This window comes from Candidatus Polarisedimenticolaceae bacterium (genome assembly GCA_036376135.1).
GTDB lineage: Bacteria > Acidobacteriota > Polarisedimenticolia > Polarisedimenticolales > DASRJG01 > DASVAW01.
In genome coordinates this window covers 102,398-129,343 of record DASVAW010000164.1, presented here as the reverse complement: position 1 = coordinate 129,343, position 26,946 = coordinate 102,398, and the positions used below count along the sequence as shown (strand labels likewise).

Genomic DNA, 26,946 nt, shown 5'->3' with positions numbered 1-26,946 from the left:
CGTCCGTCCCGCCGCCATCGCCTACTCCTTCGCGGCTTCCTTCGCGTCGGCGATCTTCTTCTTCTCCTCGTCCACGAGCACCCGCCGGAGCACCTTCCCGACGAGGGTCTTCGGAAGCTCGGTGCGGAAGTCGACCGCCGTCGGAACCTTGAAGGGGGCGAGATGCAGGCGGCAGAAGTCCTGGATCTCCTGCGGGGTCGAGGACTCGCCGGTCTTGAGGACGACGTACGCCTTCACCGTCTCCCCGCGATAGGGATCGGGAACGCCGGCGACGACCGCCTCCATGACCTTCGGATGCATGTAGAGGATCTCCTCGACCTCGCGCGGGAGGACCTTGAGACCCGAGGCCGCGATCATGTCCTTCGCGCGGTCCACGATGAACGTGTACCCGTCGTCGTCCATCTTCGCGATGTCGCCGGTGTGCAGCCAGCCGTTGCGGATCGTCCTCGCCGTCTCGTCGGGCCGGTTCCAGTACCCGAGCATCATCTGGGGACCGCGGACGATGAGCTCCCCCTCCTTGCCGATGGGGACGTCCTCGCCCGTCTCGAGGTCGACGATCTTCGACTCGGTCTCCGGCACCGGGATCCCGATCGAGCCCGCCTTGCGCTTGCCTTCGAGGGGGTTGCAGTGCGACACGGGCGACAGCTCGCTCATCCCGAACCCCTCGACGAGCTTGCCGCCGGTGATCCGCTCGAACTGCTCCTGCACCTCGACCGGGAGCGGCGCCGCGCCGCTCAGGCAGTACTTGATGGAGTGGAGGTCGTAGTCCTTCACCTTCGGGTGGTTGTTGATCGCGGCGTAGATCGTGGGCACGCCCGGGAAGATCGTCGGCTTGGTCTTCGCGATCGTGTCGAGCACGATGTCGATGGGGCGCGGGCGCGGAATCACGACGATCTCGGCGCCGATCGAGATCGCGTAGATCATGCAGGCGGTCATCCCGTAGACGTGGAAGAACGGGATCGCGCCGAGGAAGGTCTCCTTCCCGCGCTCGGACTTGCAGAACCACGCCCCGACCTGGAGCGTGTTCGCGACGAGATTGCGGTGCGTGAGCATCGCCGCCTTCGGGATTCCCGTCGTGCCGCCGGTGTATTGGAACAGCGCCACGTCGCCGGGCTTCAGGTCGGCGCCGGGGGGGCTCGGCGGGTAGTGATCGAGCAGGTGCTCGTAATAGAAGATGTCCGACTGGGGTTTCACGACGACGTATTCGCCCGCCTTCTTCTGGGCGAGATGCACGATCTGCCGCACCGGCCACGACAGCGGGCTGGCGATGTCCACGACGATCACGCGCTTCACCTTGGTGGCGGCGTGGATCTCGCGAAGGCGCGGGAAGAACGTCGAGAGCAGGATGACCGTTTCCGCCCCCGCGTCGGCGAACTGCTCCTTCATCTCGCGGGAGACGTAGAGCGGGTTCGTGTTGACCGCGATGGCGCCCAGGCGCAGGACGCCGTAGAAGGCGACCACGAACTGCGGGCAGTTCGGCAGCATGACCGCGACGCGGTCCCCCTTGCGCACGCCCAGCTGGAAGAGCGCCGTCGCGAACTTCTGCGACGCCACCTGGAGCTGCCGGTACGTCATCGTCGACGACGGCAGCTTGGGGTTGACGAAGAACCGCACCGCGATCTTGTCGGGCCATTCCTTCGCCGCGACGTCGAGCAGATCCGGAAGCGTGATCTCCGGGATCGTGAGCGACTTCGGCACGCCCGGGTCGTAGAAGCGGGTCCAGCTGCGTTCCATGGGCTTCCCCTCCGTGTGGAACTCGAAGACGAATGCTACACGCGCGCGGGGGTCGGCAGGCAAGGATTCCGACGCCGCGCGGCGGCGGCTGTATATCTTTTGGTATACAATCGCGGCATGGGCGCGTTCGTGCTTCGCGTGGACCGGGACGGGGAGGAGCCCGTCTACGTCCAGATCGCGCGGCAGGTGCGGGAGGCGATCGCCTCGGGGCTGCTCGAGCCGGGCGCCGGCCTCCCCCCCGTGCGCTCGCTCGCCTCGGACCTCGGCGTGAACCTCAACACCGTGGCCCGCGGATACCGGCTGCTCGAGGACGAGGGGTTCGTCCAGCTGCGCGAGCGCGAGGGGGCGGTCGTCGCGGCCCCCGCGCGGCGCGCGCCCCGGGCGGCGCGCGAGGGGTTCGCGATCGAGATGCGGGAGCTCGTCGCACGGATGCGCCAGGCGGGGTTTTCCACGGAAGAGATCGAATCCGCGCTCCGCCGCGCCCTCGAAGCCGGCGGATCGGGCTCAGGAGGCTCGTGATGGACACCGTGGTGATCCACGTCCTCGGGTTCGTGACCGTCGCCCTGACCGCGGGGTTCCTGTTCCTGTACCCCCGGCTCGGGCGGCGCGGCCTGCTGTTCGGTGCCTACGTCGGCCCGGAACGGGGGGTGTCGGACCGGGCGCGCGCCATCACCGCCGGCTGGTACCGGGACATCACGATCGTGACCGTCGCGAGCCTGGCGGCCACCGCGGCGCTCGCGGCGTTCTTCCCGAAGTCGCCCGCCTCGCTCGCCCCCGGAATGGCGCTCGGGGTTCCGGCGTTCTTCGCGTACCTGCGCGCCCACCGCCGGGCGCGCGAGCTCGGCCGCGGCGTCGAGCGTCCGGTGTCCGTTTCGACGATCGGGGGGGAGGTCGCTCCGCCGACGCGGCTCCCCTGGGTCGCGATGGGAGTCGCCGTCCTGACGGGCGGATTCGCCCTCGCCCACACCTTCGCGCACTACCCGGCGCTTCCCGACCGCATCCCGACCCATTTCGGGATCTCGGGAGAGCCCGACGACTGGTCGAACAAGTCGGCGGCCGTCGTGTTCCTCATGCCGGTGATGGCGATCGCGATGGGCCTGATCGTCGCCGGCACCGCCGTGATGACCACCAGGGCGAAACGCGCCCTGCGGACCGAGCAGACGGCCGTCTCCGAGTGGGCGCAGTCCCGATTCCGGAATGCGACCGCGCGGTTCCTCTCCCTGGTGGCGATCGTCACGAGCGTGCTCCTCGGCTCGCTCGCCGTCGGGTCGATCGACGTCGCGCGGGGAGCGCGCGAGGCGCTCGGCCCCGAGACAATGGTCGGGGCGGGTGCGCTCTTCGTGATCGCCCTCGGCGGAGCGCTCTACCTGGCGGTGCGGTACGGCCAGGGGGGAGCGCGACTCGAAGGGCGCGCCGCCGCGGCACCGCTGGCCGACGGGCTCGCCGACGACCGCGCGTGGAAGCTCGGGCTGTTCTACTACGCTCCCGACGACCCGTCGTTCTTCGTCGAGCACCGCTTCGGGCTCGGGTACACGGTCAACTTCGGGAACCGCTGGGCCGTGGGGGCGCTCGTCGGCTACCTCCTCTTCATCGTCGCGGTCATGGTCGTGGCCTTCACCTCCGGCGACTGAGACCCTTGACGATCCGGGATCGCCCGTGTAAATCCTCCGCCGCCATGGCGCGCGCCCGTGCTTTCCTCCCGACGGCCCTGCTCGCAATCGCGTGCGTGGTCCTGGTCTCGCTGGGCGCCGCGCTCCACCACCACGCGGGTCCCTCGACCGACTGCGCGGTCTGCCAGGCGGCGAGCGCCCCGGCCGCCGCCGCCCCCGCCCCGAGCGGCGTCGCCGCCCCGGCCGCCCTCGCGGTCGTCCGCTTCCTCGAGCCTCGAACCGCTTCCGATCGCCTCGTCGCCGAGACCGCCCCGGCCCGCGCCCCGCCCGCACGCCCCTCCGACGAAGCCTGATTCCTTTCCGTTTCCATTCGTCGAGGAGAGCTCCCATGTTCGCGTGTCGCTTCGCGGCGCTCGCCGCCGTCCTGTTCTTTTCCGTGAGTCTGGCTCCCCCGTCCCGCTCCGCCGACGGCTCGGTCCTCGGCGTCGTCGTCAACGCGCAGGACGAGCCCGCGGCCGACGCGAGGGTGACCCTCGTCGAGCTGCGTCGCCGCGCCCAGACCGACGCCGCCGGGGCCTTCCGCTTCGACGGCGTCCCCGGCGGCCATTACCACGTCCGTGTCGAAAGCCCGCGCTGGGGGACCGCCGTCGCCGAGGTCGACGTCGTGGAAGGGCGGGCCACGCCGCTGCGCGTGCGCATCGACCTCGGGATCCACGAGGAGAACATCGTCGTCAGCGCGAGCGCCGACGCCCGCAGCCTCGCGGAGGTCGCGCAGCCGGTGGCGATCCTCGAGGGGGTCGAGTTGCAGCGGCGGGCGCAGGCGACGCTCGGCGAGACCCTCGCCCAGGAGCCGGGAGTCAGCTCGAACTACTACGCGCCGGGGGCGAGCCGGCCCGTGATCCGCGGGTTCACCGGGGACCGCGTGCGCATCCTCGAGGACGGCCTGGGCACCGCCGACGCCTCGAACGTCAGCCCGGACCACGCGGTGAGCTACGACCCCATGGGCGCCGACCGGATCGAGGTCGTGCGCGGCGCGGCGACCCTCCTGTACGGAAGCAGCGCCGTGGGAGGGGTCGTGAACGTGCTCGACGGCCGCGTCCCCGACCACGTGCCGACGCAGCGGATCGAGGGCTCGGTCGGCGCCCGCGTCGGCTCCGCCGCCGACGAGCGCGCCGCGAGCGCCGACCTCGGCGGGGGCGCCGGTCGCTTCGCCTGGCAGGTCGGCTACCTCGACCGCGGCGCGGACGACCTCGACACCCCCGAGGGGACGCTCGCCAACAGCGACCTCGACACCCGGCGCGGCACCGTGGGGGCGTCCTACGTCGGCCCGAACGGGTTCGTGGGCGTGGCCTACACCGACTTCGCGTCGAACTACGGCTCCGCGGTCGAGGAGGAGGTGCGCATCGACCTCGACCAGACACGCGTCGACCTGCGCGGAGAATACGACGTCCCGGCGGGGTTCCTGCGCTCGATCCGGGCAAGGGCCGGCACGTCCGACTACGAACACGTCGAGCTCGAGGGCGACGAGGTCGGGACCCGGTTCTCCAACGACAGCTGGGAGGCGCGGGCGGAGCTCCTCCACCGGCGGCTGGGGGCGTTCGAGGGGAACTTCGGAGTCCATCTGACCGATCGCGACTTCAGGGCAGAGGGCGACGAGGCCTACGTCCAGCCGACGACGACGAAGACGCAGGCGCTGTTCGTGTTCGAGGAGATCGGCCGCGGCAAGCTCCTCGGGGAGTTCGGCGCGCGCTGGGAGCGCCAGCAGACCGACTCGTCGGACCCGACGCTGCAGGACCGCGACTTCGACGCGCTCAGCGCCTCCGCCGGCGCCGTGTGGAAACCCGCCGGAGACTGGTCGGTCGCGCTGACGCTCGCGCGCTCCGCGCGACTTCCGACCCCCGAGGAGCTGTACTCGAACGGCCCCCACGTCGCGACCTTCGCCTTCGAGATCGGCGACGACGGCCTCGGGATGGAAGCGAGCCTGGGCGTCGACCTGTCGGTTCGGCGGCTGGCCGGCAGGGTGCGGGGCGAGGTCAACCTCTTCCGGGACGACTTCGACGACTACATCTACGACCGCGCCACGGGAGAGGTGGACGTCGACAGCGGCCTTCCGATCTACCGGTTCACGCAGGGCGACGCGGAGTTCCGCGGACTCGAGGCGCTCGTCCACGTCGAGCTGTTCCACTCGGAGCCGCACCACGTCGAGCTCGACCTGCGCTACGACACGGTGCGTGCGGAGCTCGGGGACGGGACGCCGCTCCCGCGCATCCCCGCCGCGCGTTACGGCGTCGCGGTCCGGTACCAGGGCCCGAAGCTGTGGGGCAACCTCGAGGTGCTCCGGACCGGGGACCAGGACCGCGTCGCCCCGCTCGAAACGCCGACCGAGGGGACCACCTGGCTCAACGCGGCGGTGGGATACCGGATCGTCGCGGGTCGGACGGTCCACGACCTGATCCTGCGCGGCGTCAACCTCACCGACGAGCTCGCCCGGAACCACGGGTCGCGGTTCAAGGACGAGGTGCCCCTGACCGGTCGGGACCTGAGCCTGTCGTACCGGCTGACGTTCTGAGCGTCAGTGCCAGGTCTTCTCCCCCGCCTCGATCGCGACGGTCAGGCGGTTGTGCTTCGGAGGGAGCGGACAGGTCGCGTAGGGGGTGAAGGCGCAGGGCGGGTTGTAGGCGCGGTTGAAGTCGAGGACGACCTTCCCGTCCTTCGGCGCCGCGGCGTAGAGGAAGCGGCCGGCGGGATAGGTCTCCTTCCCGCTGGTCGCGTCCTTGAAGATGAAGAACAGCGGCGTGTCCCCCTCCTCGAGGATCGGCTCGAGGGCGCACGGCACGCCGTTCACCGTGAACCTCGCCACCCCCGGCGCCCGCGCCTTGTCGACGGTGCCGAGGACGTTGGGGACGTCGATCTCCTTCGGCGTCGCGTAGGGCTCCCACTCGGCGACGATGCGGAACCTCGCGTCCGGCGGGTACGTGTCGATCCCCTTGAAGCCCGCCCGCACCGGGCTTTTCGGATCGCGCACGCGGATCGCGAACCGCTCCCCGCGCTCGATCAGCTGGGCGCGGACCTCCCCGAGCCGGATCGCGGAGGGGTTCTCGTTCAGGTCGCTCACGAGGCTGGCCTCGCCGACCGCCTTCCCGTCCACGGTGAGCCCGAGGGCGGGGTCGGCCTTCACGCGAACCCTCCCTCCCTCGAGGATCCAGGTCCCGGGAAGGGTCCCGATCGCGTTCTCGCCTTCCTCGAGCCAATGCAGTCCGACGAGGGAGAGCCAGCCCGTCTCGCTCCGGAGGCGCTCGATCCGGCGCTCCCGCCACGCGCGCGTCTCGGCCGCGAAGTCCTCCGCCGCGGGGGCCGCGAGCAGCCAACCGGCCAACAGGATCGTCGTCATCGTTCCCTCAGAACCCCGGCGGCCGCTGCCGGTGGAAGTCGGTGGCCTGCTGGTAGGCCTGGGCCACGGCGAGGACAAGGTCGTCGCCGTGGAGCGGCCCCTGGAAGGTGAGACTCGTCGGGGTTCCATCGGCGGCGCCGAACCCGTTCGGGACGACGACGGCCGGGTGCCCGGTGAGATTGGTCCGCAGGAGGTTGTCTCCCCCGAACGACGGCACGACGTAGACGTCCACCTTGCGGAAGACCTCCTCCATCGCCCGCATCACGAGGGTCCGGATGCGATTGGCGCGCAGGTACTCGACGGCGGGAACGAACTGCCCCTGCCGGAAGACGTTGGGCCACGCCTGCTCGACCTGCCGGACGAGCTCGCCGTCGCGTCCCGAGCGGGTGAGCTCGTCGAACGCGGTCGCCGCCTCGGCGGTGAGGATGACCTGCAGCGGATCGACCGGATGGCTTCCGGGAAGCTCCACGGGAACGAGGTCGTAACCCAGGGTCCGGAGGGTCCGGAGCGAGCGCTGGTCGAACTCCTTCCACTCCGCGAGCTGGCGCCGCTCCTCGTCGTTCTCCCCCCACTGCGTGTAGTCGAAGTCGAACAACGCCGGGACGAAGCCGAGGCGGATGGACTTCGGATCGCGCCGCGGAGGCCAGGCGAACGGACGCGTCACCGAAGCCGCATCGCCCGGGTCGGCGCCGTGGATGGCCGCGAAGACGAGCGCCAGATCCTCGACCGAGCGCGCGATCGGCCCGAGCTTGTCCATCGACCACGCGAGCGCCATCACCCCCGATCGCCCGACGCGCCCGAAGGTCGGCCTCAATCCCGACACCCCGCACCGCGTGCACGGCGAGACGATGCTCCCCCACGTTTCGGTGCCGATCGCGAACCCGACGAGCCCCGCGGCGACGGCGCTCGCCGACCCCGCGGAGGAGCCGCTCGAGCCCTGCTCGATCTTCCACGGGTTACGCGTCATCCCGCCGAACCAGACGTCGCCCCAGGCGAGCTCCCCCACCGCGGTCTTCGCGACGAGCACCGCACCGGCGCGCTCGAGGCGCTCGGCGACCGTCGCCTTCTCGGGGCGCACCTGCGTCTTGAAGGGGACCGAGCCCCAGGTGGTGGGATACCCCGGCACGGCGATCAGGTCCTTGGCCCCCCAGGGGATCCCGTGGAGGGGGCCGCGCCACACCCCCTTCGACAGCTCGCGGTCGGCCGCCTCGGCCTGTTTCAGCGCGAGCTCCTCGGTGATCGTGATCGCGCAGAGGAGCTTGGGGTCGAACCGCTTCAGCCGGGCGAGGTAGAGCTTCGTCAGCTCCGTCGACGAGAGCTTCTTCGACTTCAGCAGCCCCGCGATCGTCCCGACCGACGCGAACGCGAGATCGTCGTCGGTCTTCGGCCGCGAGCCGCCGCGCGGAGACCATGCCGTCGTTCCCGCCCCCGTCTCCGCAACGGCAGCCGCCCCCGGCGTCGCGTCGAAGAACAACGCGGGAGGCACGGCGTTGTCCACGGCGACCGCGCGCATCGCCGCGAACCCCTCCTGCAGCTGCGCGAGCCCCTTCGCGAGCAGCTTGCGCTTGTCCTCGTCGAGCGGGACGCCGGAGACCCACGACGCCTCGCGGATCATCGCGTCGGTGACCTCGGGGCTGCTCCCGGCGACCGACGCGAGCGCGCGGCCGAAGACGGCGGAGCCGGCGGCGGCGGTGGCGAAGGCGACGAGGGCGCGACGGCGGGTGAGCGACACGGGGCACCTCGAAAAGAAGAACGGCGGCGGGAAACCCCGCCGCCGCATTATCGCCGACCGCCCGGGACGGATCAGCCCTTCGTGGGGGCTTCCATCTTGGTAGCGGTCAACCAGGTCTTGCCGTCCTTCTCCATGACGGTGCCCGTGGCGACGACCGCCTTCTCGCCCTGGCAGACGTGCCCGTACTTCTCGGCGACGTCGTTCTTGGTGAGGTAGTACTCGACGGACTTGCCGCCCTCGTCGGCGACCAGGACGTCCTGGCAGCCCTTGGCGTCCGCCTTCTTGAGCGTGCACTTGGCGCACAGGATCTTGCCGGTGACGGTGACTTCCTTGCCGGCGGCGCCGTGATCGTGGCCTTCGCCGGCGACGGCCATGGGGACGAGAATCAGAGCCGCGACGGCGAGCGCCGCCATGAAGAACATCTTGCGCATCGAGAGGTCTCCTTTCAGCCGCACATCCTAGACCCGTTCGATGCTACGCGCTCACGCCCTGCTTCTCCCGCAGCCGGACGGGGAGGGCCCCCATGGAGTTCTCCTCGAGCCAGGCGTGGGTGCCGTCGAGCACGTGCTGCCCCACCCGGTACTTGAGGACGTCGTCGTTGTTCCAGAGGTCCTTGAACAGCCGCTTCACCCGGCGCTGCGCGTTCCGGCAATACAGATCCGCGAGCTCCTCGGCGCGCGCCGTGTCGGGGTTGCGCTCGTCGCGCATCGCGCGCGCCCGCGAGCAGCAGGCCGAGATCGCGAACAGCTCGAGGCCGACGTCCACGAGCCGGAAGAGGAACGCCTGCTTTTTCTGGAGCTTGGGACCGTGGACGATCATCCCGTGGAACACCGACCGGGCGAGCTTCCGGCACGACCGCTCGGCGAACCTCAGGTGCGGCGCGAGCTTCCCGAATCCGGCGTAGCGGGGCCAGAGCCCCCAGCCGAACCAGCGCCCCGGATACCAGACCGCGTAGAACGCCGCCGCGCGCATCAGCGCCGAGAACTTCTCCCCGCCGGTCTTCTCCGGATCGATGAGGTCCCCGGCGATCTCGAGGTGCTTGTCCACCGCCTCGCGGGCCATGAACAGGTGCATGATCTCGGACGAGCCCTCGAAGATCTTGTTGATCCGGAAGTCGCGCATCGCCCGTTCGACCGGCATCGGGGCCTCGCCGCGCGCCTCCAGCGACCGCTCGGTCTCGTACCCGCGGCCGCCGCGGATCTGCATCGTCTCGTCGGCGACCTCCCAGCCGCGGAAGGTGTTGAACTCCTTCGCCGCCGCCGCCTCCAGGCGGATGTCGTACCCGCCGCGGTCGGACATCCGGCTCGCGAGATCGGAGACCGACTCCATCGCGTAGGTGGTCGCCGCCATGTCGGCGATCTTGTGCGCGATCGCCTCGTGTTTGCCGATCACCGCGCCCCACTGCGCGCGCTCGGACGCCCACTTGCGGCAGGTCTCGACGTTGACCTTCGCGATTCCCGTCACCGCCGCCGGGATCGACAGACGCCCGGTGTTGAGGGTCACGAGCGCGATCTTGAGCCCCTGCCCCTCCTGGCCGATCAGGTTCTCCTTCGGGATGGTCACGCGGTCGAACTTGATGACGCCGTTCTCGATCGCGCGCAGCCCCATGAACCGGCACTTGTGGACGACGCTCACGCCGGGCGCCGACGCCTCGACGACGAAGGCGCTGATCTTCTTCGAGTCCTTGTGCTTGGCCATGACGACGAACAGCTCGGCGCAGGTGCCGTTGGTGCACCAGAGTTTCTCGCCGTGGATCACGTATCCCTTGCCGTCCGCGGTGGGCTCCACCGTCGTCGCCAGGCGCGCGGGATCCGATCCGACCCCGTCCTCGGTCAGCGCGAACGCCGAGATCGCCCCCTTCGCGCAGCGCGGAAGGAACCGCTCCTTCTGCTCCTTCGTGCCGAACATCTTGATCGGTTGCGGAACGCCGATCGACTGGTGCGCGGAGAGCAGCGCGCAGATGTTCCCGTCGTAGCTGCCGACGAGCTCCATCATCCGGCCGTATTCGACCTGGGTGAACCCGAGGCCGCCGTATTCGGTCGGGATCTTCATTCCGAACGCGCCCATCCGCCGGAGCCCCTCGACCACGTGATCGGGGTACTCCCCCTTCTCGTCGATCTCGACCGGGTCGACCTGCTCCTCGAGGAACGTCTTGAACTTCGCGTAGTACGCGCTGAACTCGGGCCGTTCCTTGATGGTGTCCGGTAGGGGCCGGATGAGTCGGAGCTGGAAGTCGCCCAGGAACAGCTCCTTCAGGAAGCTCGGCTCCTTCCATTCCTTCTGGCGCGCGGCCTCGGCGACGCGCATCGACTCCTGTTCGGTCACGTGGGGCTGGGGGGTCGGCTGCGTGCTCATGACGCCCTCGAAAGCGCGGGGTTGCCGGCCGCATCGGCCTCCGGAGCCGTCGAGGAAGATGCGGATGAGGGTCCGCGACGCCCCCCAATTTAGGCCGAGCGTCGCACGGCTGCCAGACCTAAAAGCGCAACCGGGGGAGTCCGCCGCAATCGGCGCAGCCTCCCCCCTCCACGGTGAAAACCGTGGCGCATCGCGGACAATAGGCCACCCCTCCCGCCCCTTCGGGGTCCGGGGGGCCCGAGGCGCGCTCCGGCGGGATCCCCCAGCGCCGGGCCGCCGACTCCAGGGCGCCTCGCCAGCGCTCGTGGTGCCAGGCGGCGATCGTCGCGGACCCGGCGTCCGGCGCCTCCCCGGGAAGCGGCCGGAAGGCGTCCCGCAGCGTGAATGCGGCGAGCCGATCGGCGTCCTCCGGTGCGCAGGCGACGCGTGCGACCGCGGCGGGGTGGATCCCCGCGAAGAGGTCCCTCGACAAGGAGTCGAGCCCGCGCGCCGCCGCGAGCGGAGTGAGGGCGAGCGCGACCACCTCCGAGACGGCCGGCTTCGCCCCACGAACGCCGCGATGCGCCCGGACCCATGCCGCGACCGTCGCCGCCGCGAGCAGGACCGCCACGGTGAGCAGCCCTTTCCACCCCCAGGCGAGCCCCCGCCATGAGGCGACGATCGGCGCGACGAAGGCGACGTGGATCACCAGGAGATTCGCGGCAACCCGCGCCGCGCGCGTCTTCCCGCGAAACGCCTCGAGACGGCGCCCCGCCTCCCCGTCGTCGAGCGAACGCTCGATCTCGGCCTCGATGCGCGCGCCGCGCCGCGCGGCGGATGCGGCGCGGACGCGCTCGAGGACGGCAGCGAGGACGGCCGCCTCCCGCGCCGTGTCCGCTTCGCAGAGGAGCCGGCCGTCGGCCAGCACCTTCCGGTCGGCCGACGAGAACCTCGCCACGGCGTCGAACCGCGCGAGGACCCCCGTCGACTCGGGGCGACGCCCGGGGTTCGGCGCCGCGATCGTCCAGGCGACGACCCCTTCCGGAGCCAGCGAGAACGGCCACGGCGACGCCGCCGCGAAGACGCCCAGGGGCGGAAGCGGCCAGGCCGCGACGATCGCCCGGCGCCTCGGGCCGGGAAAATCGGCGACGGCGCGGGGACGCATCGTCCCGGTGCCGGAGGTTCGGAACCCCACGGCGTCGCGACGCACCATCGCCAGGCATTCGTACGCGTAGACCGCGAGAAGCACCGCGAAGAAGGTCTGGGTCTCGGTCATCCCCGCGCGGCGGGATCGCCAGGTTCGGGGATCCGGCTCTCCCCGCGGAACCGGTCCCACAGCTTCTTCAGTCCGGCTCCCGCGGCGAGGAGCACGCCGACGATGAGCTTCCAGAACTTCTGGAGGATCCCCGTCTTGACGGCGAGGGCGCCGGCGCCGCCGGCCACGAGCGCGGTGAGCCCGTAGGCCGCGATCTTGTCCCCCTTGCGGAACTCCGCGTAGGAGTGGCCGGAGACGTAACGGAAGGTCCCCATCACGCTCTCGAATCGCGGCACGACGGCGGCGACGTCTTCCGGCGAGAGGACGAGGTCGACGTTCATGTACCCCTCGCGGCCGAGCAGGCGCGTCGACCAGTTCACGCCGTCGGCCCCCTGAGAGCGGTTCCGCACGGCCCACGTGAGGTTGTTCGAGCGGGTGTCGTAGAAGGGCTCCTTCTCCCAGCCGACGATCTCGAGGGTCGGCCACCCCTTCTCCGAGCGGACCTTGTTCCCCGCGTCCGTCCCTTCGCGGATGGACTCGAGGATCGCCTTCGCGTCGAGCTTGTCCTTCTCGTCGTCCTTGACGTACCCCACGTCGGCGAACTCGAAGATGACGAACCAGCCTCCCGATGTGTCGCCTTCGCGGGGGATCGGCAACAGGACGCCGAGCTCGCGGCCGGAGGGGATGTTCTGCGTGAGCTCGAGGAACTGCCTCGTACCCTCGGCCCCGGAGAACAGGAACCCCTCGGGAACGTCGAGCTCGGCTCGATCTCCGAGCCTGCCCACCGCCGGACCCTCGGTCCAGGGGATCTTCGAGAACGGGTTCGGGTCGGCGGCCTCGTCCTGCTGAGCAAGCGTGGGGACGACGAGGAACGGCGACGCGACGAGTATCCACGCGAACGGAAGAAAGCGGCGCACGGCACGATGGAGCATGGAACCCCCTTGGGTAAGCCTCCCGGGCGGGCGGGACCGTCGAGGACATCTTAGGAAGGCCGGACCCGTCGATCAACGGTGGATCGAAAGGGGGGGTCACCGTTATAGACTCCCGATTCCGAACATGGCGAAGAAAGCGGCGGCGAGAAAAGAGCGGCCCGCGCAGGCCCCGCGACGCGGCCGAGCGGCCGCCCCCAAGCGGTCGGCCAAGGGCGTTCCGCGACGCGCGGCGGCCCCCGAGCGCAGCCTCGAGGACCTCGATCGCGCGGGGGCCGAGGCGTTCCGGCGCGGGTCGTTCGCGGACGCGGCGGTGGCTTACGCGGGGATCCTGGATCGGCTGGCCGCCGCCGGTCCCCCCGACGACGCCGAAGGGGCGCGACTGCAGGGGGAGATCGAGGTCCGCCACGCCGCGGCGCTTCGTCGCGCGGGCAAACTGGTCGACGCGAAACGGATCGCGGAGCGATCGATCGCCACCGCCTCGGAATCCCCCGACGTCCACGCCGCAGCGCACATCGTGCTCAGCGAGCTCCACCTGCTCGCCGGCAATCGCCCGCTCGCCAAGCTCTCGGCGGACGTCGCGGGGGCCGCCTCGGCCGGAATCGACGGGCCGATCTCCGCGTGGGCGCTCGCGGCGCAGGGCCGGTTGTTGTGGTCCCAGCAGTCCCACGAGGACGCGAGCCAGGCGTTCATGCAGGCCTACAACCTGTGCCGCCGGCATGCCGACTACGCCAACGCGGCGATCGCCGCGGGCAGCGTCGGCATGTGCCTGATGGAGGTCGGCCGACTCCCCGACGCCCGCAACTGGGTCGGTCGCGCCGCGGAGGAGGCCCGCGAGGCGGAAATCCCCGCCGTCGAGGCGGCGTGGACGGTCGGGCTCGCGCGGGTCGCGCTCGCCGAAGGGGCGCCCGACGAAGCGGCCCGGCTCGCCGAGGCGGGGCTCGCGATCGCGCAGCCCCTCGGGCTCCACCTCACGATCTTCCGGGCGGAGTGGCTGCGCCACTACCTCGTGACCCTCGCCGAGCCCGGCGTCGTCGATCGGGCGCGGATGGCGGTGCTGCGCAAGCTCAAGCCCGCCCTCGCCGACTACACCGGCGACCGCGAGGTGCAGGACCTGCTCGCCACGCTCGCTCCGAAGGGGCGCCCCGCGGAGCGGGTGGCGTCGTTCACCGACGGTTGCGATCCGGTGCCGTTCCCGACGGCGTGACCCGTTCGAAGGGAAAAACGACGGGTTACCAGGGAATCCGCAACGCCTCCGCCATCTCCGGCGCCAACCGGTACGGCGTCGTCGCTTCGGATCGCCGCTCCGCCTGAACCCCCGCCCCCCACAGGATCATCGGGACGTGGCGGTCGGACTCCTGGACCGATCCGTGGGTCGATCCCCTCCCCTCGTACCAGTCGGGGATGAAGCCGGGCTTCGGGAAGGCGACCGCATCGGGGGATCGGCCCGGGAAGTCGGAAGCGCGAATCGCCTCGGCGCGCTCGTCGTGACGGTGGGCGATGGACGCGACGGGGATCAACTCGTCGATCCAGCTCCCCCACACCGCGCCCGCCGCGGCCCCGATCGCCGCATCGATTTTCGCGCGGTCGGCGCCCGCGGCGTACCAGACCCCCGAGCCGTCGAACGCGGCCACCTTCTCGGGGAGCGCGGCGTTGAGCTCGACCAGCGCGACGTCGACGTCGAAGCGTCGTGCCCCGCTCGGGGGGATCGGGCAGAAGCCGTGGTCGGCCGAGAGGCCGACGACGAGTCGCTCGCGGCCGACGCGGCGCACGAGCGCGTCGAGCAGATCGCCGATGTCGCGATCCAGACGGCGCACGGCGTCGAATGCGGGCTCCGTGTCGGGGCCGTACGCGTGGGCCACGTAGTCCTGCCCGGAGAACGACACGACGAGCAGGTCGGTCGCCCCGCGCCTTCCGAGGCCGAGGGCATCGTCCTCGACGAGCGCGATCGCCACGTCCGCCAGCGCGCGGTCGAGCATCGGGGAACGCGTGAAGCCGTACCCGTACCCGCGCTTCGCGGAGGCGAGGTCGAAGTCGAAGTCCGCACCCACGTACGGGTCGTACGCCGCCTTCGCCGCCGGGTCGGGCGGCCTGGCGGGAGAAACCGCGGGAGGGGGAAGGCGCGACCAGATCCTCCCGTAGGTGGCCTCGAGCCTCTCCCCCGCCCGCGCCGCGTCGAACCGCTCCACCACCTCCCGCGCCGATCCGATCCCGTCGTAATACGGCGCGGTGACGAAGGTGCGCTCGGCGGGGTCGTACCAGAACGGCTGGTGTCGCCGGTCGCGCCCCGCAGTGAGGAACGCCGAGCGGTCCTTCCCGGCGACCGTCACCACGCGCGCGCGCGGATCGCGTCTCACGAGCCGGTCGCCGAGGGTGTCGGCTTCCAGGCGCCACGGGCCGACCCCCTTCCCCGCTTCGAGGGGCGCCCCGCAGTAGACCCTGCGCAACGTGCCGTCGGAGGCACGCTCGAACCACTCGTTGGCGACGATGCCGTGTTCGTTCGGCGGCACGCCCGTCATCAGCGAGGCGTGCCCCGGCCCGGTCTCCGTCGGAACGTGCCGGTAGCGGCATTCCGTGTGGACGCGCCCCTCGTCGAGCAGCCGCCTCAGCCCGGAATCGAACGCATCGCTCCACGCCTCGACACGATGCCAGGCGAACCCGTCGACGACGATCAGCACCGCGAGGGCCGAGGGCGTCCCGGGAGCGGGACGCGTCGTGCCTTGCGGGGCGCAGGCGGCGACCGCGAGCAGGACGACCGCGGCGAACACGCGTTTCCCGATCATCGGCGACAGCGTACATTGCGGGCCATGGGTCGGAACGTCGAGATCAAGGCGAGGCTGCACGATCGGGTGACGATCGAGCGACGGGTGCGCGAGCTCGCCGGCCCCGCGGTCCGGACGATGGCGCAGGAGGACACGTTCTTCGCCTGCCCCGGCGCGCGCCTCAAGCTGAGGGTGATCGACGGCGTCGAGGGGGAGCTGATCGTCTACCGCCGCCCCGACGCGACGGGGCCGAAGGCGTCGGACTACGCGATCTACCGCACCTCCGCCCCGTCGAGCCTGAAGACCGTGATGGAGGCCGCGTGCGGGACGATCGGGGTCGTGCGCAAGCTGCGCACTCTGTACCTCGACGGCGCGATGCGGATCCACCTCGACGCGGTCGAGGGGCGCGGGGACTTCCTCGAGCTCGAATACGTCCTGCGGGACGACGAGTCGGCTGGCGAAGGGACGACGGCCGTGCACTCCTATCGGGAGGCGCTCGGTATCCCCGAGGGCGACCTCGTCGCCGGCGCCTATCTCGACCTGAAGGAGGCTCCATGAAACCGATGACGCGCGAAGCAGTGACGGGACGCATGCCGCTCGTGGCGGCCTGGTCGGTCGACGACCAGTTCCGCGAGCTCCGCAGGGAGTTCCGCTTCAAGAACTACTACGAGACGATGGCGTTCGTGAACGCCGTCGCGTGGATCGCCCACGCCGCCGACCACCACCCCGACCTCGAGGTCGGGTACAACCGTTGCGTCGTGCGGTACTCCACCCACGACGCGGGGGGGCTGACGGAGAAGGACTTCGCGTCGGTTCTGAAGGTCGAGGCGCTTTAAAGGGGTCAGGCCCCTTTTTCTTATCAACTCGCGGTGCGCTTGGGCGCGAGCAGCTTGTCGTAGGCGAGCATCAGGATCGTCGAGACGACGCCGATCGCCCCGACCCAGTACCACATCTGGCCGGGATTCCCCGCGCCGGGACCGGGGACGAGCGTTCCGTCCACCGTCCGTCCGACGTAGTGCTCGACGAGGGGGCCGGCGATCAACCCGGCGGTGAAGGTCCCGATCGCCACGGGAAGGAACGCGAACCCCATGTACGTCCCGACCTGATCGCTCGGGGCCAGGTCGGAGACGTATTCGTAGAAGCGCGGGGCCTGCGTCGCCTCGCCGATCGCGAAGAGCGCCAGCGCCCCGACGGTGACCCAGAAATCCGGAACCGATCCCATCACGAACCACGACGCCGTCGCCAGGGCGAACCCCAGCGCCATCGCCCGGATCGGGAGCATCTGCCGCGCGAGGGCCGCCGCCAGGACCGTCGTGCAGATGATCGTCAACGGCCCGACCATCTCGGTCAACTCGAAGCGCGGGTAGTGCAGGGCGTCGCGGACGTAGAGCGGAAGCGAGTAGAAGATCTGCCAGAACATCGTCCAGAAGCCGCTGAAGATGACGAGGAACGCCATGAACCGCAGGTCGGCGAAGACCTTGAACATGTCGGCGACGACTTTCGCCATCGATCGCGGCGGCGGCATGTCCGCCGGTCGGGGCGGTTCCGAGAAGAACAGCCGGGTCGCGATCAACAGGAGCAGGCTCGTCGTCGAGGACATGACGAGCACCCAGGCGATCCCCACGTTCTCCCGCACGAACAGCGCCAGCATCGGTCCGAAGAAGCCGCCGATGTTCACGAGGGTGTAGTAGATCGAGTAGCCGAGCGACTTCGTCACGTCCGACGTCGTGCGGGCCACCGTCCCGACGATGCAGGGCTTGATCAGCGATCCGCCGATCGCGGTGACGATCAGCGCGAAGATCATGTACCACCGCGCCCCGCCCAGCGCCGCGACGAGAGGCTGACCGGCCGGAAGGCCGGCGAGCCCGATCAGGAAGTAGCCGACGGAGAAGATCGCGAAACACAGCGACAGGCTGGTCTTGAAGCCGTACCGGTCGACGATCGTCCCGGCGAGCGCGGGGAGGAAGAAGACGAGAAAGCCGAAGAGGCTCCCCGCAAGCCACGTCGCCTCCGTCGGGCCGAGCCCGACCTTGTCGGCGATGTAGACGACGAGGACCGCCTTCGTGCCGTAGAACGCGAACCGCTCGAACAACTCGAGGGTATTGGCGACCCAGAAGTTGGGGGTGAACCCCGTGCGCATCGCCTGGATCGTGTCGCGAACTCCCACGCGTCCTCCTTCGGCCCGAATCGGGCGCTTATCTAACCATGCGGGCGACGCCCGTCAACGGGAACCTTGACGGGACGCCCGACTCGGGGCGGAATGGAACCACCATGCCCGTCACCTCTCGCAGCCTTCTCGCCGCCGCCGGCGGCCTCCTCGCCGTGACCGCCATCGTGCTGCTGACGATCGTGAGCATCGGGACCGTGGAGCACCGGTCCGCCACCGTGCGGTTCGTCGCGCAGGTCGGCCCGCTCGAGCCCGAGAAATACGCCCCGGAACGGGTCCCCGACATCGAGAACGCCACGCGGTGGATCCAGCGCGGGTCCGATGCGCTGCGGTTCGAGTCGGACGGCCCCGGTCTCGAGGGCGACCGTCACTGGATCGAGCGCTGCGCGACGGAGGGCCCGGCCGTGATCCCGGCCGACCGCCTCGAAACCGTGCGCGCCGCCCTCTCGCGCAACGAGCCCGCCTTCGCCGACGTGGACAAGGCGATCGCCCTCCCGCGCTCCAGCTGGAACATCGACTACGAGAACGGCGCCACAGCGGACCTCCCGGATCTCCTCGCCGGCATCCGGCTCGCCAAGGCCCTGGCGTGCGACGGCCGCCTCGCGATCGCCGAAGGGGACGCCGCTCGCGCGACGCGACGCATCGAGGCGCTCGGGCGGATGGCCCGCGCCTACCAGATCGAGCCCGCGATGGTCGTATTCCTCGTGGGGATCGCCGTCGAGCGCATCCAGCTCGTCGTCGTGAGGGACGCGCTCGCGTCGGACGCGATGCCCCCCGACGCGCTCGTGGCCGTCGACGCCTCCCTGGGCGACGCGCCGCTGCGCGATCGCTGGCGTGCCTCCATCGCCGCGGACGCGGCGGCGATCCACAGGACCCTGCAGCGCACCGGCGCCCCGGGCGACCACCACGCCGCAGGCCCGTGGGAGCGCGTCGCGCAGCGGGCGTTGTGGTCGATCGCAGGCCAGCTCTGGATGGCGGAGCACCTCGACCGCACGACGCGCCTTCACGCCGCGTTCGAGACCGTGCCCACGCGATCGGCGAAGGTGGAGGCGAGCCTCCTCGCGCCGCGCCCGTGGTGGGCGAAGCTCTTCCCCGACGTCCTGCCGAATCTGATGAACGGGCTGGAGCGCGCCGCGGCGACCGAGACGCAGCGCACGCTCGCCCGCCGCGCGATCGGCATCCGACTCGAGGCGATCGTGACCCGGACGTACCCGCCGGCTCTCGACCCGCCCTCGACCCCCGCCGACGATCCGTTCTCGGGGGAGCCGTTCGCGTGGTCGGTCGCCGCGGACGGCTCGGCGACGCTCTCGGCTCCCGCCACGGCGCGGGAAGCACCGAAGGTGCTTCTCGCGGTGGACGAGGGATGGTGGACGTTCCGGCTCCCGCCGCCGAAGGCGCCGACGCCGCCTCCTGCGCCTTCGCCCGCGCCCGGAGGACCTCCTCCCGCCCCTTGACGCGGTCGAGGATCGCGGGCCGAATAGGGGCATCTCCGGAGGCGCCACGCTTGCCCGGATCGACGCGCACGCTTCTCGCCACGCTCGGCGTCGTCGCCGCAATCGTGGCCGCGTTGGCGCTCACGCTGTTCAGCGTCGGCACCGTCGAGCGCCGGGGCGCCCTCGAGCGCTTCGTAGCGGACGTCGGGCCGATCGAGCCCGAAGCGTACGCCCCCGGCCCCGTCCCCGACGCGGAGAACGCGGCCTCGAAGATCCGCGGCGCGAGCGAAGCCCTGAGCTTCCGAACCGCCGAAGGAGACGGCAAGGGCGACCTCCACTGGATCCGGCGCTGCGCGGAAGAAGGCCCCGGGGTCGTCCCCGCGTGGAACCTCGACGAGGTGCGCTCCACGCTCGCCGGCAACGCCGCGGCGTTCGAGGCGTTCGAGTCCGCGGTTCCGCTCGCGCGCGCGGATTGGAAGATCGACTACAGACTCGGGCTCGAGGCGATGCTGCCGGACTGGCGCAGGGTCCTTCGCGGGGCCCACGCCCTGGCCTGCGACGGGCGCCTGGCGATCGCGGACGGGGAGTTCGATCGCGCGACGCGACGCATCGCCACGCTCGGCCGGCTCGCCCGCGCCGTCGAGGAGGAGCCCACCCCGCTGTTCGTCTCGATCGGCAGCGCGCTCGAGCGGATCCATCTCGCCGTGGTCCAGGACGCGGTCCGATCCCCGGTCGCCCCGGCCGAGCTGCTGACCGGTTCGGCGGCGAGCCTGCTCGACGTGGACCTGCGCGGGCGGTGGCGCACCGCCATCGCCGTGGACGCGGCGTGCACCCACCGAAGCATGGAGCGGCACGGCATGCTCCCCGACTCCATGAGCGGCAACCTCTTCCAACGAGGCATGAGCGTCGCGGTCTGGAGCGTCGCGGGGGAGGGATGGCTCGCCTACCACCTGGACCGCACGACGGCGCTGGCCGAGGCCCACGACGGGACGCCGCTGATCGAGAGCCGGACCCGCGCGCCTCTCGCCGCGGATCCGCCGTGGTGGTCGCCCTGGCTTCGCGACTTCACGGCCTTCCACCGCCTCACCCTGGAACGCGCCGCCGTCACCGAAGCGCAACGCGCGATCGCGCGCCGGGCCCTCGCTTTACGTCTCGCGTCGATGGGGGGCGACGCGTACCCCTCGCGCCTCGACCCGCCGTCCACACCGTCCGACGATCCGTTCTCCGGCGAACCCTTCTCTTGGACGGTCGCGGCCGACGGCTCGGCGGTCCTCTCGGCGCCCGTGACGGGAGAGTTCGCGGCCCGGACGCTCAGCGCGAAGCGGTCGTGGTGGAGCTGGTCGCTTCCGCCGCCGTCGCGAGCCGGTGACAAACCCCCCGCCCCCACCCGTCTTACCGAATGATGACCCTTCGCCGTGCGGCCTCGATCGCCCTCCGGGGGGTCCTCCTCCTCGCGGCCCTCGCGCTGGCCGCGGGGCTCGGTGTGCGCATTTACGGGATGTACCGCTTCAGCGAGGTCGCGAAGCAGTTCGAGCGAGACGCCGGCAGTCTCATCCCGGCGCAGTACGCCCCACCGGACGTCCCGATGCTCGAGAACGCCGCGACCTGGTTCCGTCGCGGAATCGACGCGATGGTCGTGTTTCGCGACCCGGATCATCCGATCAGCAGCCACGAGGTCGACCTCCTGGCGACCTGCGAAGACGAAGGCCCCTCGGCGCTCGACGCGCAGGCGCGGGCCCTCGTGGAAGAGGTCCTGAACCGGAATCGACCGGCACTGGCGCTCATCGAACGAGGCGCCACGCGGCCGCGGTCGCGCTGGTCCTTCTCCTACCGGGAAGGCTCGCACACCGAGATCCCCAATCTGCGGGCCGCCGTCGATGCCGCTCGCGCCCTCGCGTGCGACGCAAGACTGGCCCTCGAACGCGACCAGCTCGACGCCGCGATCGCGCGATTCGAGCAGATCGCCGCGCTCGCACGATCCCACGAACACGAGCCCATCCTGTGGATGCAGATGATCGGCGCCGCGATCGAGCGCATGCAGCTCTTCCTGGGCCGCGACCTGCTGAGCCGTGGCGACCTCGAGCTGAACCACCTCGATCGTCTCGAGCGCGGCATCTGCGTCATCGACGTCGAAGAGCAGACGCGACGAGCGTTCGCGCTCGAGGCCGCCACCTTGAACGAGGTCCTGCGCGGCGAGCTGCCTCCCATCGACGCGAACCACAAGACCTACACACCCCACTGGTCCGAGCGCGTCGAGCTCTACTTCGACGGGCACCTGCAGCGCGCGGCTCTCCTCGAGGAGCGCGGCGCCCTCGTCGCGGCGATGCGCCGCCCCTGGATCGAAGGGGCCGCCGAGGCCCGCGCGGCACTGGGGTCGCGGGGCGTCGCCGTACCGAACCTGCTCGACATCGCCGGAAGATCACAGGCGAGCCGAACCCTTCGGGAGGGGTTTCGCACCGCCCTCGCGCTGCGGCGCGAGGGTCTGCTTGCCGGACGGTATCCCGCGTCAATCCCGGAAAACCTCCAGGGGAACGCGATCGATCGACTCACGGCGCGCCCCCTCGCCTACGCCGTGCGTCCCGACGGCTCCGCGCGCCTCGAGCGGGTGGACGATCCGGAGGAAACGAAGGAGATCCTCTCCTCCACGCGGTTCGACGGGTTCTACTGGGAGCTCCCGGCCCCCGAGGTCCGCCGATGACCGCGGCCCTGGTCTGGTCGTTCGCGACCATCCCGCCGGAAGAGGACGGCGCCCCGCGCGCATGGTTCGCCACGCTGGCGGAAGGGAAGCGCGAGCCGCTCGGCGCGATCTACGACCGCTTCGCCGCGGAGCTCCACGCGCTCGCCCTCCGGCGGACCGGCTCCCGGGAGGACGCCGTGTACGCCTGGAACGTCCCCGCCCCTACCCCTCCCGCTGCACCTTCTTCGTCATCGCCCACGAAACCTGACCGCCCGGGTACACCCCCGTCTCCCCGTCCGCCCGCTCGAACCCCTCCGAGCTGAACAGGCTTCGGGCGCGGTCGTTGTCCTCGGCGACGTCGAGGCAGACCCAGCGGATCTCCCCCGGGCGCAGCGACTCCTCCGCCAGGTGCAGGGCGTGGCGCAGCAGCCGTCGGCCGAGGCCGCGGCTCTGGTGGCCGGGCGCGACGGCGATCGCGAGAAGGTGGAGCACGAAGCGGGCGTGGGGATCGTCGGAGAGCATGAAGAAGCCGATCGGCTCGCCGTCGGACTCGGCGATCACCGTCCGGTTCTCGCGCAGGTCGAAGTACTCGTCGAGGATCGTCTCGTAGTCGCCGAAGCGCGAGAACAGGGCGCGGCTGAGCGAGCGAACGAAGCCGCGGTCGGCCTCGCGGGCGACGCGAAAGACGATCGCGGGGGGCGACGGCGGGACGTGGATCACTTCCCCCCCAATCGGGTGACGATCGCCCACTCCTCCTTCGTCACCGGCATCACCGACAGGCGCATGCCGCGCTTGAGCAGGAGCATTCCCTCGAGACCGGGGGTCGAACGCAGGGCCTCGAGGCCGACGGGCGTCCTGAAGGCGCGTTCGAGCTTGATCTCCACGGCGTACCAGGTCGGTGCGTCGGACTTGGACTTGGGGTCGAATCCCGGGTGTTTCCGGTCGAATTGCGTGGGGTCCGGAAAACCCGCGCGCGCGATCGTCGCGGTCCCCACGACCGACTTGTCCGCCTGGGAGTGATAGAAGAGGACGCCGTCCCCGATGCGGACGTCGTCGCGGAGCGTGTTGCGGGCCTGGTAGTTGCGGATTCCGTCCCAGACGGTGGTTTGTCCCGGTGCCTTCTCGAGGTCGCCCCAACCGAACGTGTCGGGGTCGGACTTCATCAGCCAGAATCGCCGAGCCACTTCGATCCCCCGATAGCGGGCCCGTTCCGGATCCGCTCAGACTGCGGCAACCCTAGCACATCGCGACGGGGTTGTTTCCGAAGCGTCGATTCCTGTTACCCTTCGCGCCCTGTCGGGGGAGGGGTCGTGAGCGATCACCGTGAAGAGCGGTTGCCGGTGCGGCGCGACGCGCTGAAGTTGCGATGGCGCGAGCGGATCGAGAGCAACACCGCCGCCATCAACCGCGCCGTGCGTGAGGTGCTCAAGCGCGCGCGCGCGACGAAGTCCGTGCGGCTCGACGCCCGTTCCGAGGTCGAGATCGCCCTGCGGGAAGCGCTGGCCAACGCCGTGTTCCACGGAAACGAGGGCGATCCCGACAAGCGCGTCTTCCTCCGCGTGTACGGCGGCGGCAACTGGGGGCTCCTCGTGGTCGTGCGCGACGAAGGCCCCGGATTCGATCCGAAGGCGGTCCCCGATCCTCGCGAGGGAGACCGACTCGAGCTCACGCACGGCCGCGGCGTCTTTCTGATGAAAGAGCTGATGGATTACGTCGAGTGGCGCAAGCAGGGGCGCGAGGTCGTGCTCTTCAAGAAGCGCGCCCGCGTCCGTCGCGCCGGGTCCGGACGCACCGAACCGGCGTGAGGGGTCGGGTCTCCACCCGCGCGCCGTTCCCGGTCCTGCAACCGTCGGTAAAGACGTGACCCCTTCGCCGGGTGCTACGATTCCGGGTCGATGCGCTCCTCCTGGGTGAAGCGCCTGCTGCTCGTCGGCGCCGGGCTCGCGGCGCTGGTGGCGTTGCGATTCACGGTCTTCGAGCCCGAGTCGATTCCCGTCACCGTTTACCGCGCCGCGGCGGGACGCGTCGAGGAGACCGTCACCAACAGCAAGGCGGGGACGGTCAAGTCGAGGCGGCGCGCGACCCTCTCCACGGAGATCGGCGGCCGCGTCGCCGAGCTTCCGGCACGCGAGGGGAAGAGCGTGAAGTCCGGGGAAGTGCTCCTGCGGCTGAGCGACGACGATCCCGCCGCGCAGGTCGCGCTGCAGGAGCGCTCGGCCGAGGCCGCGGAGGCTTCCGCGCGCGAGGCGTGCGACGCCGCCGGGCAGGCCGACCGCGACCTCGAGCGCAACCGCGCGCTGGCCTCGCAGTCGATCGTGTCGCCGTCGCTCCTCGAGCAGTCGCAGAGCGTGAAGGACACCGCGCGCTCCGCGTGCGAGGCGGCGAAGGCGCGGGCGCGGCAGGCGCAGGCGGCGGTGAAGCTCGCGCGCGTCCAGCGGGACAAGTCGACGCTGCGCGCGCCGTTCGACGGCGTGATCGCGGAGATCTCGACGGAGGTCGGCGAGTGGATCACGCCGTCGCCGCCGGGCGTTCCCATCCCGCCCGTGATCGAGCTCATCGACCCGGCGGCGATCTACGTCTCGGCCCCCCTCGACGAGGTGGACGTCGCGCGCGTCACGACGGGCCGGACGGTGCGGGTGACGATGGACGCGTTCCCCGGACGGTCGTTCGGCGGGAAGGTCGTGCGGGTCGCACCGTACGTGCTGGACCGGGAGGAGCAGAACCGGACCTTCGAGATCGAGGTCGAGCTCGACGACGCCGCGTTCGCGCGCACCCTCGTGCCGGGTTCGTCGGCGGACGTCGAGGTGATCCTCGACGCGCGGGAGGGCGTCCTTCGCGTGCCGAGTTACGCGCTCCTCGAAGGGGGGCGGGTGCTCGTCGCGCGCGAGGGGCGCGTGGTCGAGAGGAAGGTGCGCACCGGGCTCCGGAACTGGGCGTTCACCGAGGTCCTCGAGGGGCTTACCGCCGGAGACGCCGTCTGCGTCACCCTCGATCGCGCCGAGATCAGGGACGGCGCCCGCGTACGCGTCGAGGGCGAGACCGACCGGTGATCGCCCTCGCCGGAGTCTCCCGCACCTACGACGTCGGCGGGAGGCCCGTGCGCGCGCTGCAGGAGGTGTCGTTCGAGATCCCGTCCGGCGGGTACGTGTCGATCATGGGACCGTCGGGATCGGGGAAGTCCACCCTCCTCAACATCCTCGGGTGCCTCGACCGGCCGACCGCCGGAACCTACGTCCTCGACGGGGAGGAGGTCGGCGGCTTCGACGACGACCGCCTCTCGCTCGTGCGGCGGCACAAGATCGGGTTCGTCTTCCAGGCGTTCCACCTCGTTCCGCGGCTGACCGCGGCGGGGAACGTCGAGTTGCCGATGGTCTTCGCCGGCGTCGCGAGCGCCGAAAGGGCCGAGCGCGTCGCCGCGGCCCTCGCCGCAGTGGGATTGTCCGATCGCGCGGATCACCGGCCCGACCAGCTCTCGGGGGGCGAGCGCCAGCGGGTCGCGATCGCGCGCGCGGTCGTGATGCGGCCGGCGATCCTGCTCGCCGACGAGCCGACCGGGAACCTCGACAGCCGATCGGGGGCGGAGGTTCTGGGGTTGCTCGAGCGGATGAACGCCGACGGGCTCACCTTGATCGTCGTCACCCACGACGCGGCCCTCGGGGCGCGGGCGAGGACGCACGTCCGCCTCGCCGACGGACGGATCGTGGAGCGGGCGTGAGCCCCGGCGACCTGCTGCGCTTCGCGTCGGGGGCCTTGCGGGGACACCGCCTGCGCACCGCGATGTCCCTGCTCGGGGTCGCGATCGGCGTCGCCTCCGTCATCTTGCTCACGAGCCTGGGCGAGGGGGCCCGGCTCTACGTCACCGGGGAGTTCACCGCGCTCGGGAGCAACCTGCTGATCCTGATCCCGGGGAAGACCGAAACCACCGGCGCGGCGCCGGTGTTCGGCGGGGCGGTCAACGACCTCATCCTCGAGGACGTGGAGGCTCTGCGGCGGCGCGTGCCGCGGGCCCGCCGGATCGCTCCCCTCGTCGTCGGGACGACGACGGTGCGCTTCGCCGAACGCTCGCGCGACGTCGTCGTCGCGGGGACGAGTCCCGACCTGCTCGAGATCCGGCACATCCGCCTGGGGAGCGGGCGATACCTTCCCGCCGGCGACGAGGCGCGGGGCTCGCGCGTGGCGGTCCTGGGCGCGAAGATCGCGACGGAGCTGTTTCCCGGGGCGAATCCGCTCGGGGAGATCGTGCGCATCGGGGACGAGCGCTACCGCGTAATCGGCGTGATGCTCCCGCGCGGGGTCTCGCTGGGCGAGAACCTCGACGAAGTGATCCACATCCCGGTCGCGTCGGGGCTGAAGCTGTTCAACCGGTCGGGCCTGTTCCGCGTCCTCGTCGAGGTTGCGGCGTTCGAGGAGGTCGACGCGGCGCGCAAGGATGTCCTGCGCGTGCTGACCGAGCGCCACGACGGGGTCGAGGACGTCACCGTGCTCACGCAGGACGCCGTGCTGTCCGCGTTCGGGAGGATCCTCGCGATCCTCACCGCCGCGCTCGCCGGGATCGCCGCGGTGTCGCTGACCGTCGCGGGGGTGGGGATCATGAACGTGATGCTCGTCTCCGTCTCCGAGCGGGTGCGGGAGATCGGGCTGCTCAAGGCGGTCGGCGTGACGCGTCGGCAGGTGCTCGCCGTGTTCCTCACGGAGGCGACGCTGCTCTCCGCCCTGGGCGGCGTCGTGGGGCTCGTGGCCGGCTTCGGCGCCACGCGGGCCCTGCGCGTGGTGTGGCCGGCGTTCCCCGCGCAGCCTCCGGTCTGGGCCGTCGTCGGCGCGCTCGCGTTGTCGGCGGTCGTGGGTGTTGCGTTCGGCTCGCTCCCCGCGCGCCGCGCGTCGCGCCTCGATCCCGTCACCGCGCTGGCGCGCCGGTAAAAAAG

Annotated in this window: 25 protein-coding genes; 14 read left to right on the top strand and 11 right to left on the bottom strand. The window is 71.0% G+C overall.

What is annotated here, in order from left to right:
- Positions 1-21: 21 nt before the first annotated feature.
- Positions 22-1,734 (bottom strand): long-chain fatty acid--CoA ligase, encoded by a 1,713-nt coding sequence (locus VF139_17965; protein HEX6853288.1) that lies wholly within the window; start codon positions 1,732-1,734, stop codon positions 22-24.
- Positions 1,735-1,851: 117 nt separating this feature from the next.
- Here VF139_17965 and VF139_17960 point away from each other — a divergent pair, with 117 nt between their 5' ends.
- From VF139_17960 to VF139_17945, 4 genes are read left to right on the top strand one after another with little or no spacing between them, the layout of a single operon-like run.
- The gene (locus tag VF139_17960; protein ID HEX6853287.1) at positions 1,852-2,253 is read left to right on the top strand and encodes a GntR family transcriptional regulator; all 402 of its coding nucleotides are present in this window, start codon (positions 1,852-1,854) and stop codon (positions 2,251-2,253) included.
- A complete protein-coding gene (locus VF139_17955) occupies positions 2,253-3,365 on the top strand; it encodes a DUF1648 domain-containing protein (GenBank protein ID HEX6853286.1) in 1,113 nt (370 codons plus the stop codon). Before VF139_17960 ends, VF139_17955 begins: the two co-directional genes overlap by 1 nt.
- 44 nt (positions 3,366-3,409) lie before the next feature.
- The gene (locus VF139_17950; GenBank protein HEX6853285.1) at positions 3,410-3,697 is read left to right on the top strand and encodes a hypothetical protein; all 288 of its coding nucleotides are present in this window, start codon (positions 3,410-3,412) and stop codon (positions 3,695-3,697) included.
- 35 nt (positions 3,698-3,732) lie between these two features.
- Complete coding sequence (locus tag VF139_17945) at positions 3,733-5,913, top strand: TonB-dependent receptor (GenBank protein HEX6853284.1); 2,181 nt, start codon at positions 3,733-3,735, stop codon at positions 5,911-5,913.
- Between the two features lie 3 nt (positions 5,914-5,916).
- On the opposite strand, the gene VF139_17940 is transcribed toward VF139_17945, so the two are convergent.
- The 6 genes from VF139_17940 to VF139_17915 form a co-directional block, all read right to left on the bottom strand.
- Positions 5,917-6,735, bottom strand: coding sequence for a DUF1684 domain-containing protein (locus VF139_17940; protein HEX6853283.1), 819 nt, complete (start codon positions 6,733-6,735; stop codon positions 5,917-5,919).
- Positions 6,736-6,742: 7 nt separating this feature from the next.
- On the bottom strand, positions 6,743-8,467 hold the full coding sequence (locus VF139_17935; GenBank protein ID HEX6853282.1) for an amidase: 1,725 nt from the start codon (positions 8,465-8,467) through the stop codon (positions 6,743-6,745).
- Between the two features lie 71 nt (positions 8,468-8,538).
- The gene (locus tag VF139_17930) at positions 8,539-8,898 is read right to left on the bottom strand and encodes a DUF6370 family protein (GenBank protein HEX6853281.1); all 360 of its coding nucleotides are present in this window, start codon (positions 8,896-8,898) and stop codon (positions 8,539-8,541) included.
- A 43-nt stretch (positions 8,899-8,941) separates the two neighbouring features.
- Positions 8,942-10,822, bottom strand: a complete 1,881-nt coding sequence (locus VF139_17925; GenBank protein HEX6853280.1) for an acyl-CoA dehydrogenase family protein — start codon at positions 10,820-10,822, stop codon at positions 8,942-8,944.
- A 118-nt stretch (positions 10,823-10,940) separates the two neighbouring features.
- Positions 10,941-12,077: a hypothetical protein gene (locus VF139_17920; GenBank protein ID HEX6853279.1), complete on the bottom strand. Its 1,137-nt coding sequence runs from the start codon at positions 12,075-12,077 to the stop codon at positions 10,941-10,943.
- A complete protein-coding gene (locus VF139_17915) occupies positions 12,074-12,988 on the bottom strand; it encodes a DUF2167 domain-containing protein (GenBank protein ID HEX6853278.1) in 915 nt (304 codons plus the stop codon). The genes VF139_17920 and VF139_17915 overlap by 4 nt, the downstream gene beginning before the upstream one ends.
- 124 nt (positions 12,989-13,112) lie before the next feature.
- Between VF139_17915 and VF139_17910 the strand changes: the two genes are divergently transcribed.
- Positions 13,113-14,192, top strand: coding sequence for a hypothetical protein (locus VF139_17910; GenBank protein ID HEX6853277.1), 1,080 nt, complete (start codon positions 13,113-13,115; stop codon positions 14,190-14,192).
- A 25-nt stretch (positions 14,193-14,217) separates the two neighbouring features.
- Here the strand turns inward: VF139_17910 and VF139_17905 are convergent, their stop codons facing one another.
- Entirely contained in the window at positions 14,218-15,768 is a 1,551-nt protein-coding gene (locus tag VF139_17905) for an alkaline phosphatase family protein (protein HEX6853276.1), read from the bottom strand.
- A 24-nt stretch (positions 15,769-15,792) separates the two neighbouring features.
- On the opposite strand from VF139_17905, the gene VF139_17900 reads away from it, so the two are divergent.
- On the top strand, positions 15,793-16,305 hold the full coding sequence (locus tag VF139_17900) for a class IV adenylate cyclase (protein ID HEX6853275.1): 513 nt from the start codon (positions 15,793-15,795) through the stop codon (positions 16,303-16,305).
- Positions 16,302-16,583, top strand: a complete 282-nt coding sequence (locus tag VF139_17895) for a 4a-hydroxytetrahydrobiopterin dehydratase (GenBank protein ID HEX6853274.1) — start codon at positions 16,302-16,304, stop codon at positions 16,581-16,583. The genes VF139_17900 and VF139_17895 overlap by 4 nt, the downstream gene beginning before the upstream one ends.
- Before the next feature lie 23 nt (positions 16,584-16,606).
- Here VF139_17895 and VF139_17890 read toward each other — a convergent pair whose 3' ends face one another.
- Positions 16,607-17,914 (bottom strand): MFS transporter, encoded by a 1,308-nt coding sequence (locus tag VF139_17890; protein HEX6853273.1) that lies wholly within the window; start codon positions 17,912-17,914, stop codon positions 16,607-16,609.
- Between the two features lie 104 nt (positions 17,915-18,018).
- Between VF139_17890 and VF139_17885 the strand changes: the two genes are divergently transcribed.
- Genes VF139_17885 through VF139_17875 form a run of 3 tightly spaced genes read left to right on the top strand, consistent with a single transcriptional unit; the run spans position 18,019 to position 22,045 of the window.
- Positions 18,019-19,368 (top strand): hypothetical protein, encoded by a 1,350-nt coding sequence (locus VF139_17885; GenBank protein HEX6853272.1) that lies wholly within the window; start codon positions 18,019-18,021, stop codon positions 19,366-19,368.
- 50 nt (positions 19,369-19,418) lie between these two features.
- A complete protein-coding gene (locus tag VF139_17880) occupies positions 19,419-20,750 on the top strand; it encodes a hypothetical protein (protein HEX6853271.1) in 1,332 nt (443 codons plus the stop codon).
- Positions 20,750-22,045, top strand: a complete 1,296-nt coding sequence (locus VF139_17875) for a hypothetical protein (protein HEX6853270.1) — start codon at positions 20,750-20,752, stop codon at positions 22,043-22,045. The genes VF139_17880 and VF139_17875 overlap by 1 nt, the downstream gene beginning before the upstream one ends.
- Before the next feature lie 201 nt (positions 22,046-22,246).
- Here VF139_17875 and VF139_17870 read toward each other — a convergent pair whose 3' ends face one another.
- Together VF139_17870 and VF139_17865 are read right to left on the bottom strand one after the other, a co-directional pair.
- A complete protein-coding gene (locus VF139_17870) occupies positions 22,247-22,744 on the bottom strand; it encodes a GNAT family N-acetyltransferase (GenBank protein ID HEX6853269.1) in 498 nt (165 codons plus the stop codon).
- Entirely contained in the window at positions 22,741-23,208 is a 468-nt protein-coding gene (locus VF139_17865) for an EVE domain-containing protein (GenBank protein ID HEX6853268.1), read from the bottom strand. Before VF139_17865 ends, VF139_17870 begins: the two co-directional genes overlap by 4 nt.
- A gap of 126 nt (positions 23,209-23,334) precedes the next feature.
- On the opposite strand from VF139_17865, the gene VF139_17860 reads away from it, so the two are divergent.
- From VF139_17860 to VF139_17845, 4 genes are all read left to right on the top strand, one after another.
- Positions 23,335-23,829, top strand: coding sequence for an ATP-binding protein (locus VF139_17860; protein HEX6853267.1), 495 nt, complete (start codon positions 23,335-23,337; stop codon positions 23,827-23,829).
- 90 nt (positions 23,830-23,919) lie between these two features.
- Positions 23,920-25,074, top strand: a complete 1,155-nt coding sequence (locus tag VF139_17855) for an efflux RND transporter periplasmic adaptor subunit (protein ID HEX6853266.1) — start codon at positions 23,920-23,922, stop codon at positions 25,072-25,074.
- Positions 25,071-25,739 carry an ABC transporter ATP-binding protein gene (locus VF139_17850; GenBank protein ID HEX6853265.1) on the top strand — a complete coding sequence of 223 codons (669 nt, stop codon included), beginning with the start codon at positions 25,071-25,073 and terminating at the stop codon, positions 25,737-25,739. Before VF139_17855 ends, VF139_17850 begins: the two co-directional genes overlap by 4 nt.
- Entirely contained in the window at positions 25,736-26,941 is a 1,206-nt protein-coding gene (locus VF139_17845; protein ID HEX6853264.1) for an ABC transporter permease, read from the top strand. Before VF139_17850 ends, VF139_17845 begins: the two co-directional genes overlap by 4 nt.
- The last annotated feature ends 5 nt before the right edge of the window (positions 26,942-26,946 follow it).

Coding starts and splice junctions, on each gene's coding strand:
- VF139_17965 (HEX6853288.1), bottom strand. CDS start 1,734: ATGGAACGCAGCTGGACCCGCTTCTACGACCCGGGCGTGCCGAAGTCG.
- VF139_17960 (HEX6853287.1), top strand. CDS start 1,852: ATGGGCGCGTTCGTGCTTCGCGTGGACCGGGACGGGGAGGAGCCCGTC.
- VF139_17955 (HEX6853286.1), top strand. CDS start 2,253: ATGGACACCGTGGTGATCCACGTCCTCGGGTTCGTGACCGTCGCCCTG.
- VF139_17950 (HEX6853285.1), top strand. CDS start 3,410: ATGGCGCGCGCCCGTGCTTTCCTCCCGACGGCCCTGCTCGCAATCGCG.
- VF139_17945 (HEX6853284.1), top strand. CDS start 3,733: ATGTTCGCGTGTCGCTTCGCGGCGCTCGCCGCCGTCCTGTTCTTTTCC.
- VF139_17940 (HEX6853283.1), bottom strand. CDS start 6,735: ATGACGACGATCCTGTTGGCCGGTTGGCTGCTCGCGGCCCCCGCGGCG.
- VF139_17930 (HEX6853281.1), bottom strand. CDS start 8,898: ATGCGCAAGATGTTCTTCATGGCGGCGCTCGCCGTCGCGGCTCTGATT.
- VF139_17925 (HEX6853280.1), bottom strand. CDS start 10,822: ATGAGCACGCAGCCGACCCCCCAGCCCCACGTGACCGAACAGGAGTCG.
- VF139_17920 (HEX6853279.1), bottom strand. CDS start 12,077: ATGACCGAGACCCAGACCTTCTTCGCGGTGCTTCTCGCGGTCTACGCG.
- VF139_17915 (HEX6853278.1), bottom strand. CDS start 12,988: ATGCTCCATCGTGCCGTGCGCCGCTTTCTTCCGTTCGCGTGGATACTC.
- VF139_17910 (HEX6853277.1), top strand. CDS start 13,113: ATGGCGAAGAAAGCGGCGGCGAGAAAAGAGCGGCCCGCGCAGGCCCCG.
- VF139_17905 (HEX6853276.1), bottom strand. CDS start 15,768: ATGATCGGGAAACGCGTGTTCGCCGCGGTCGTCCTGCTCGCGGTCGCC.
- VF139_17900 (HEX6853275.1), top strand. CDS start 15,793: ATGGGTCGGAACGTCGAGATCAAGGCGAGGCTGCACGATCGGGTGACG.
- VF139_17895 (HEX6853274.1), top strand. CDS start 16,302: ATGAAACCGATGACGCGCGAAGCAGTGACGGGACGCATGCCGCTCGTG.
- VF139_17885 (HEX6853272.1), top strand. CDS start 18,019: ATGCCCGTCACCTCTCGCAGCCTTCTCGCCGCCGCCGGCGGCCTCCTC.
- VF139_17875 (HEX6853270.1), top strand. CDS start 20,750: ATGACCCTTCGCCGTGCGGCCTCGATCGCCCTCCGGGGGGTCCTCCTC.
- VF139_17855 (HEX6853266.1), top strand. CDS start 23,920: ATGCGCTCCTCCTGGGTGAAGCGCCTGCTGCTCGTCGGCGCCGGGCTC.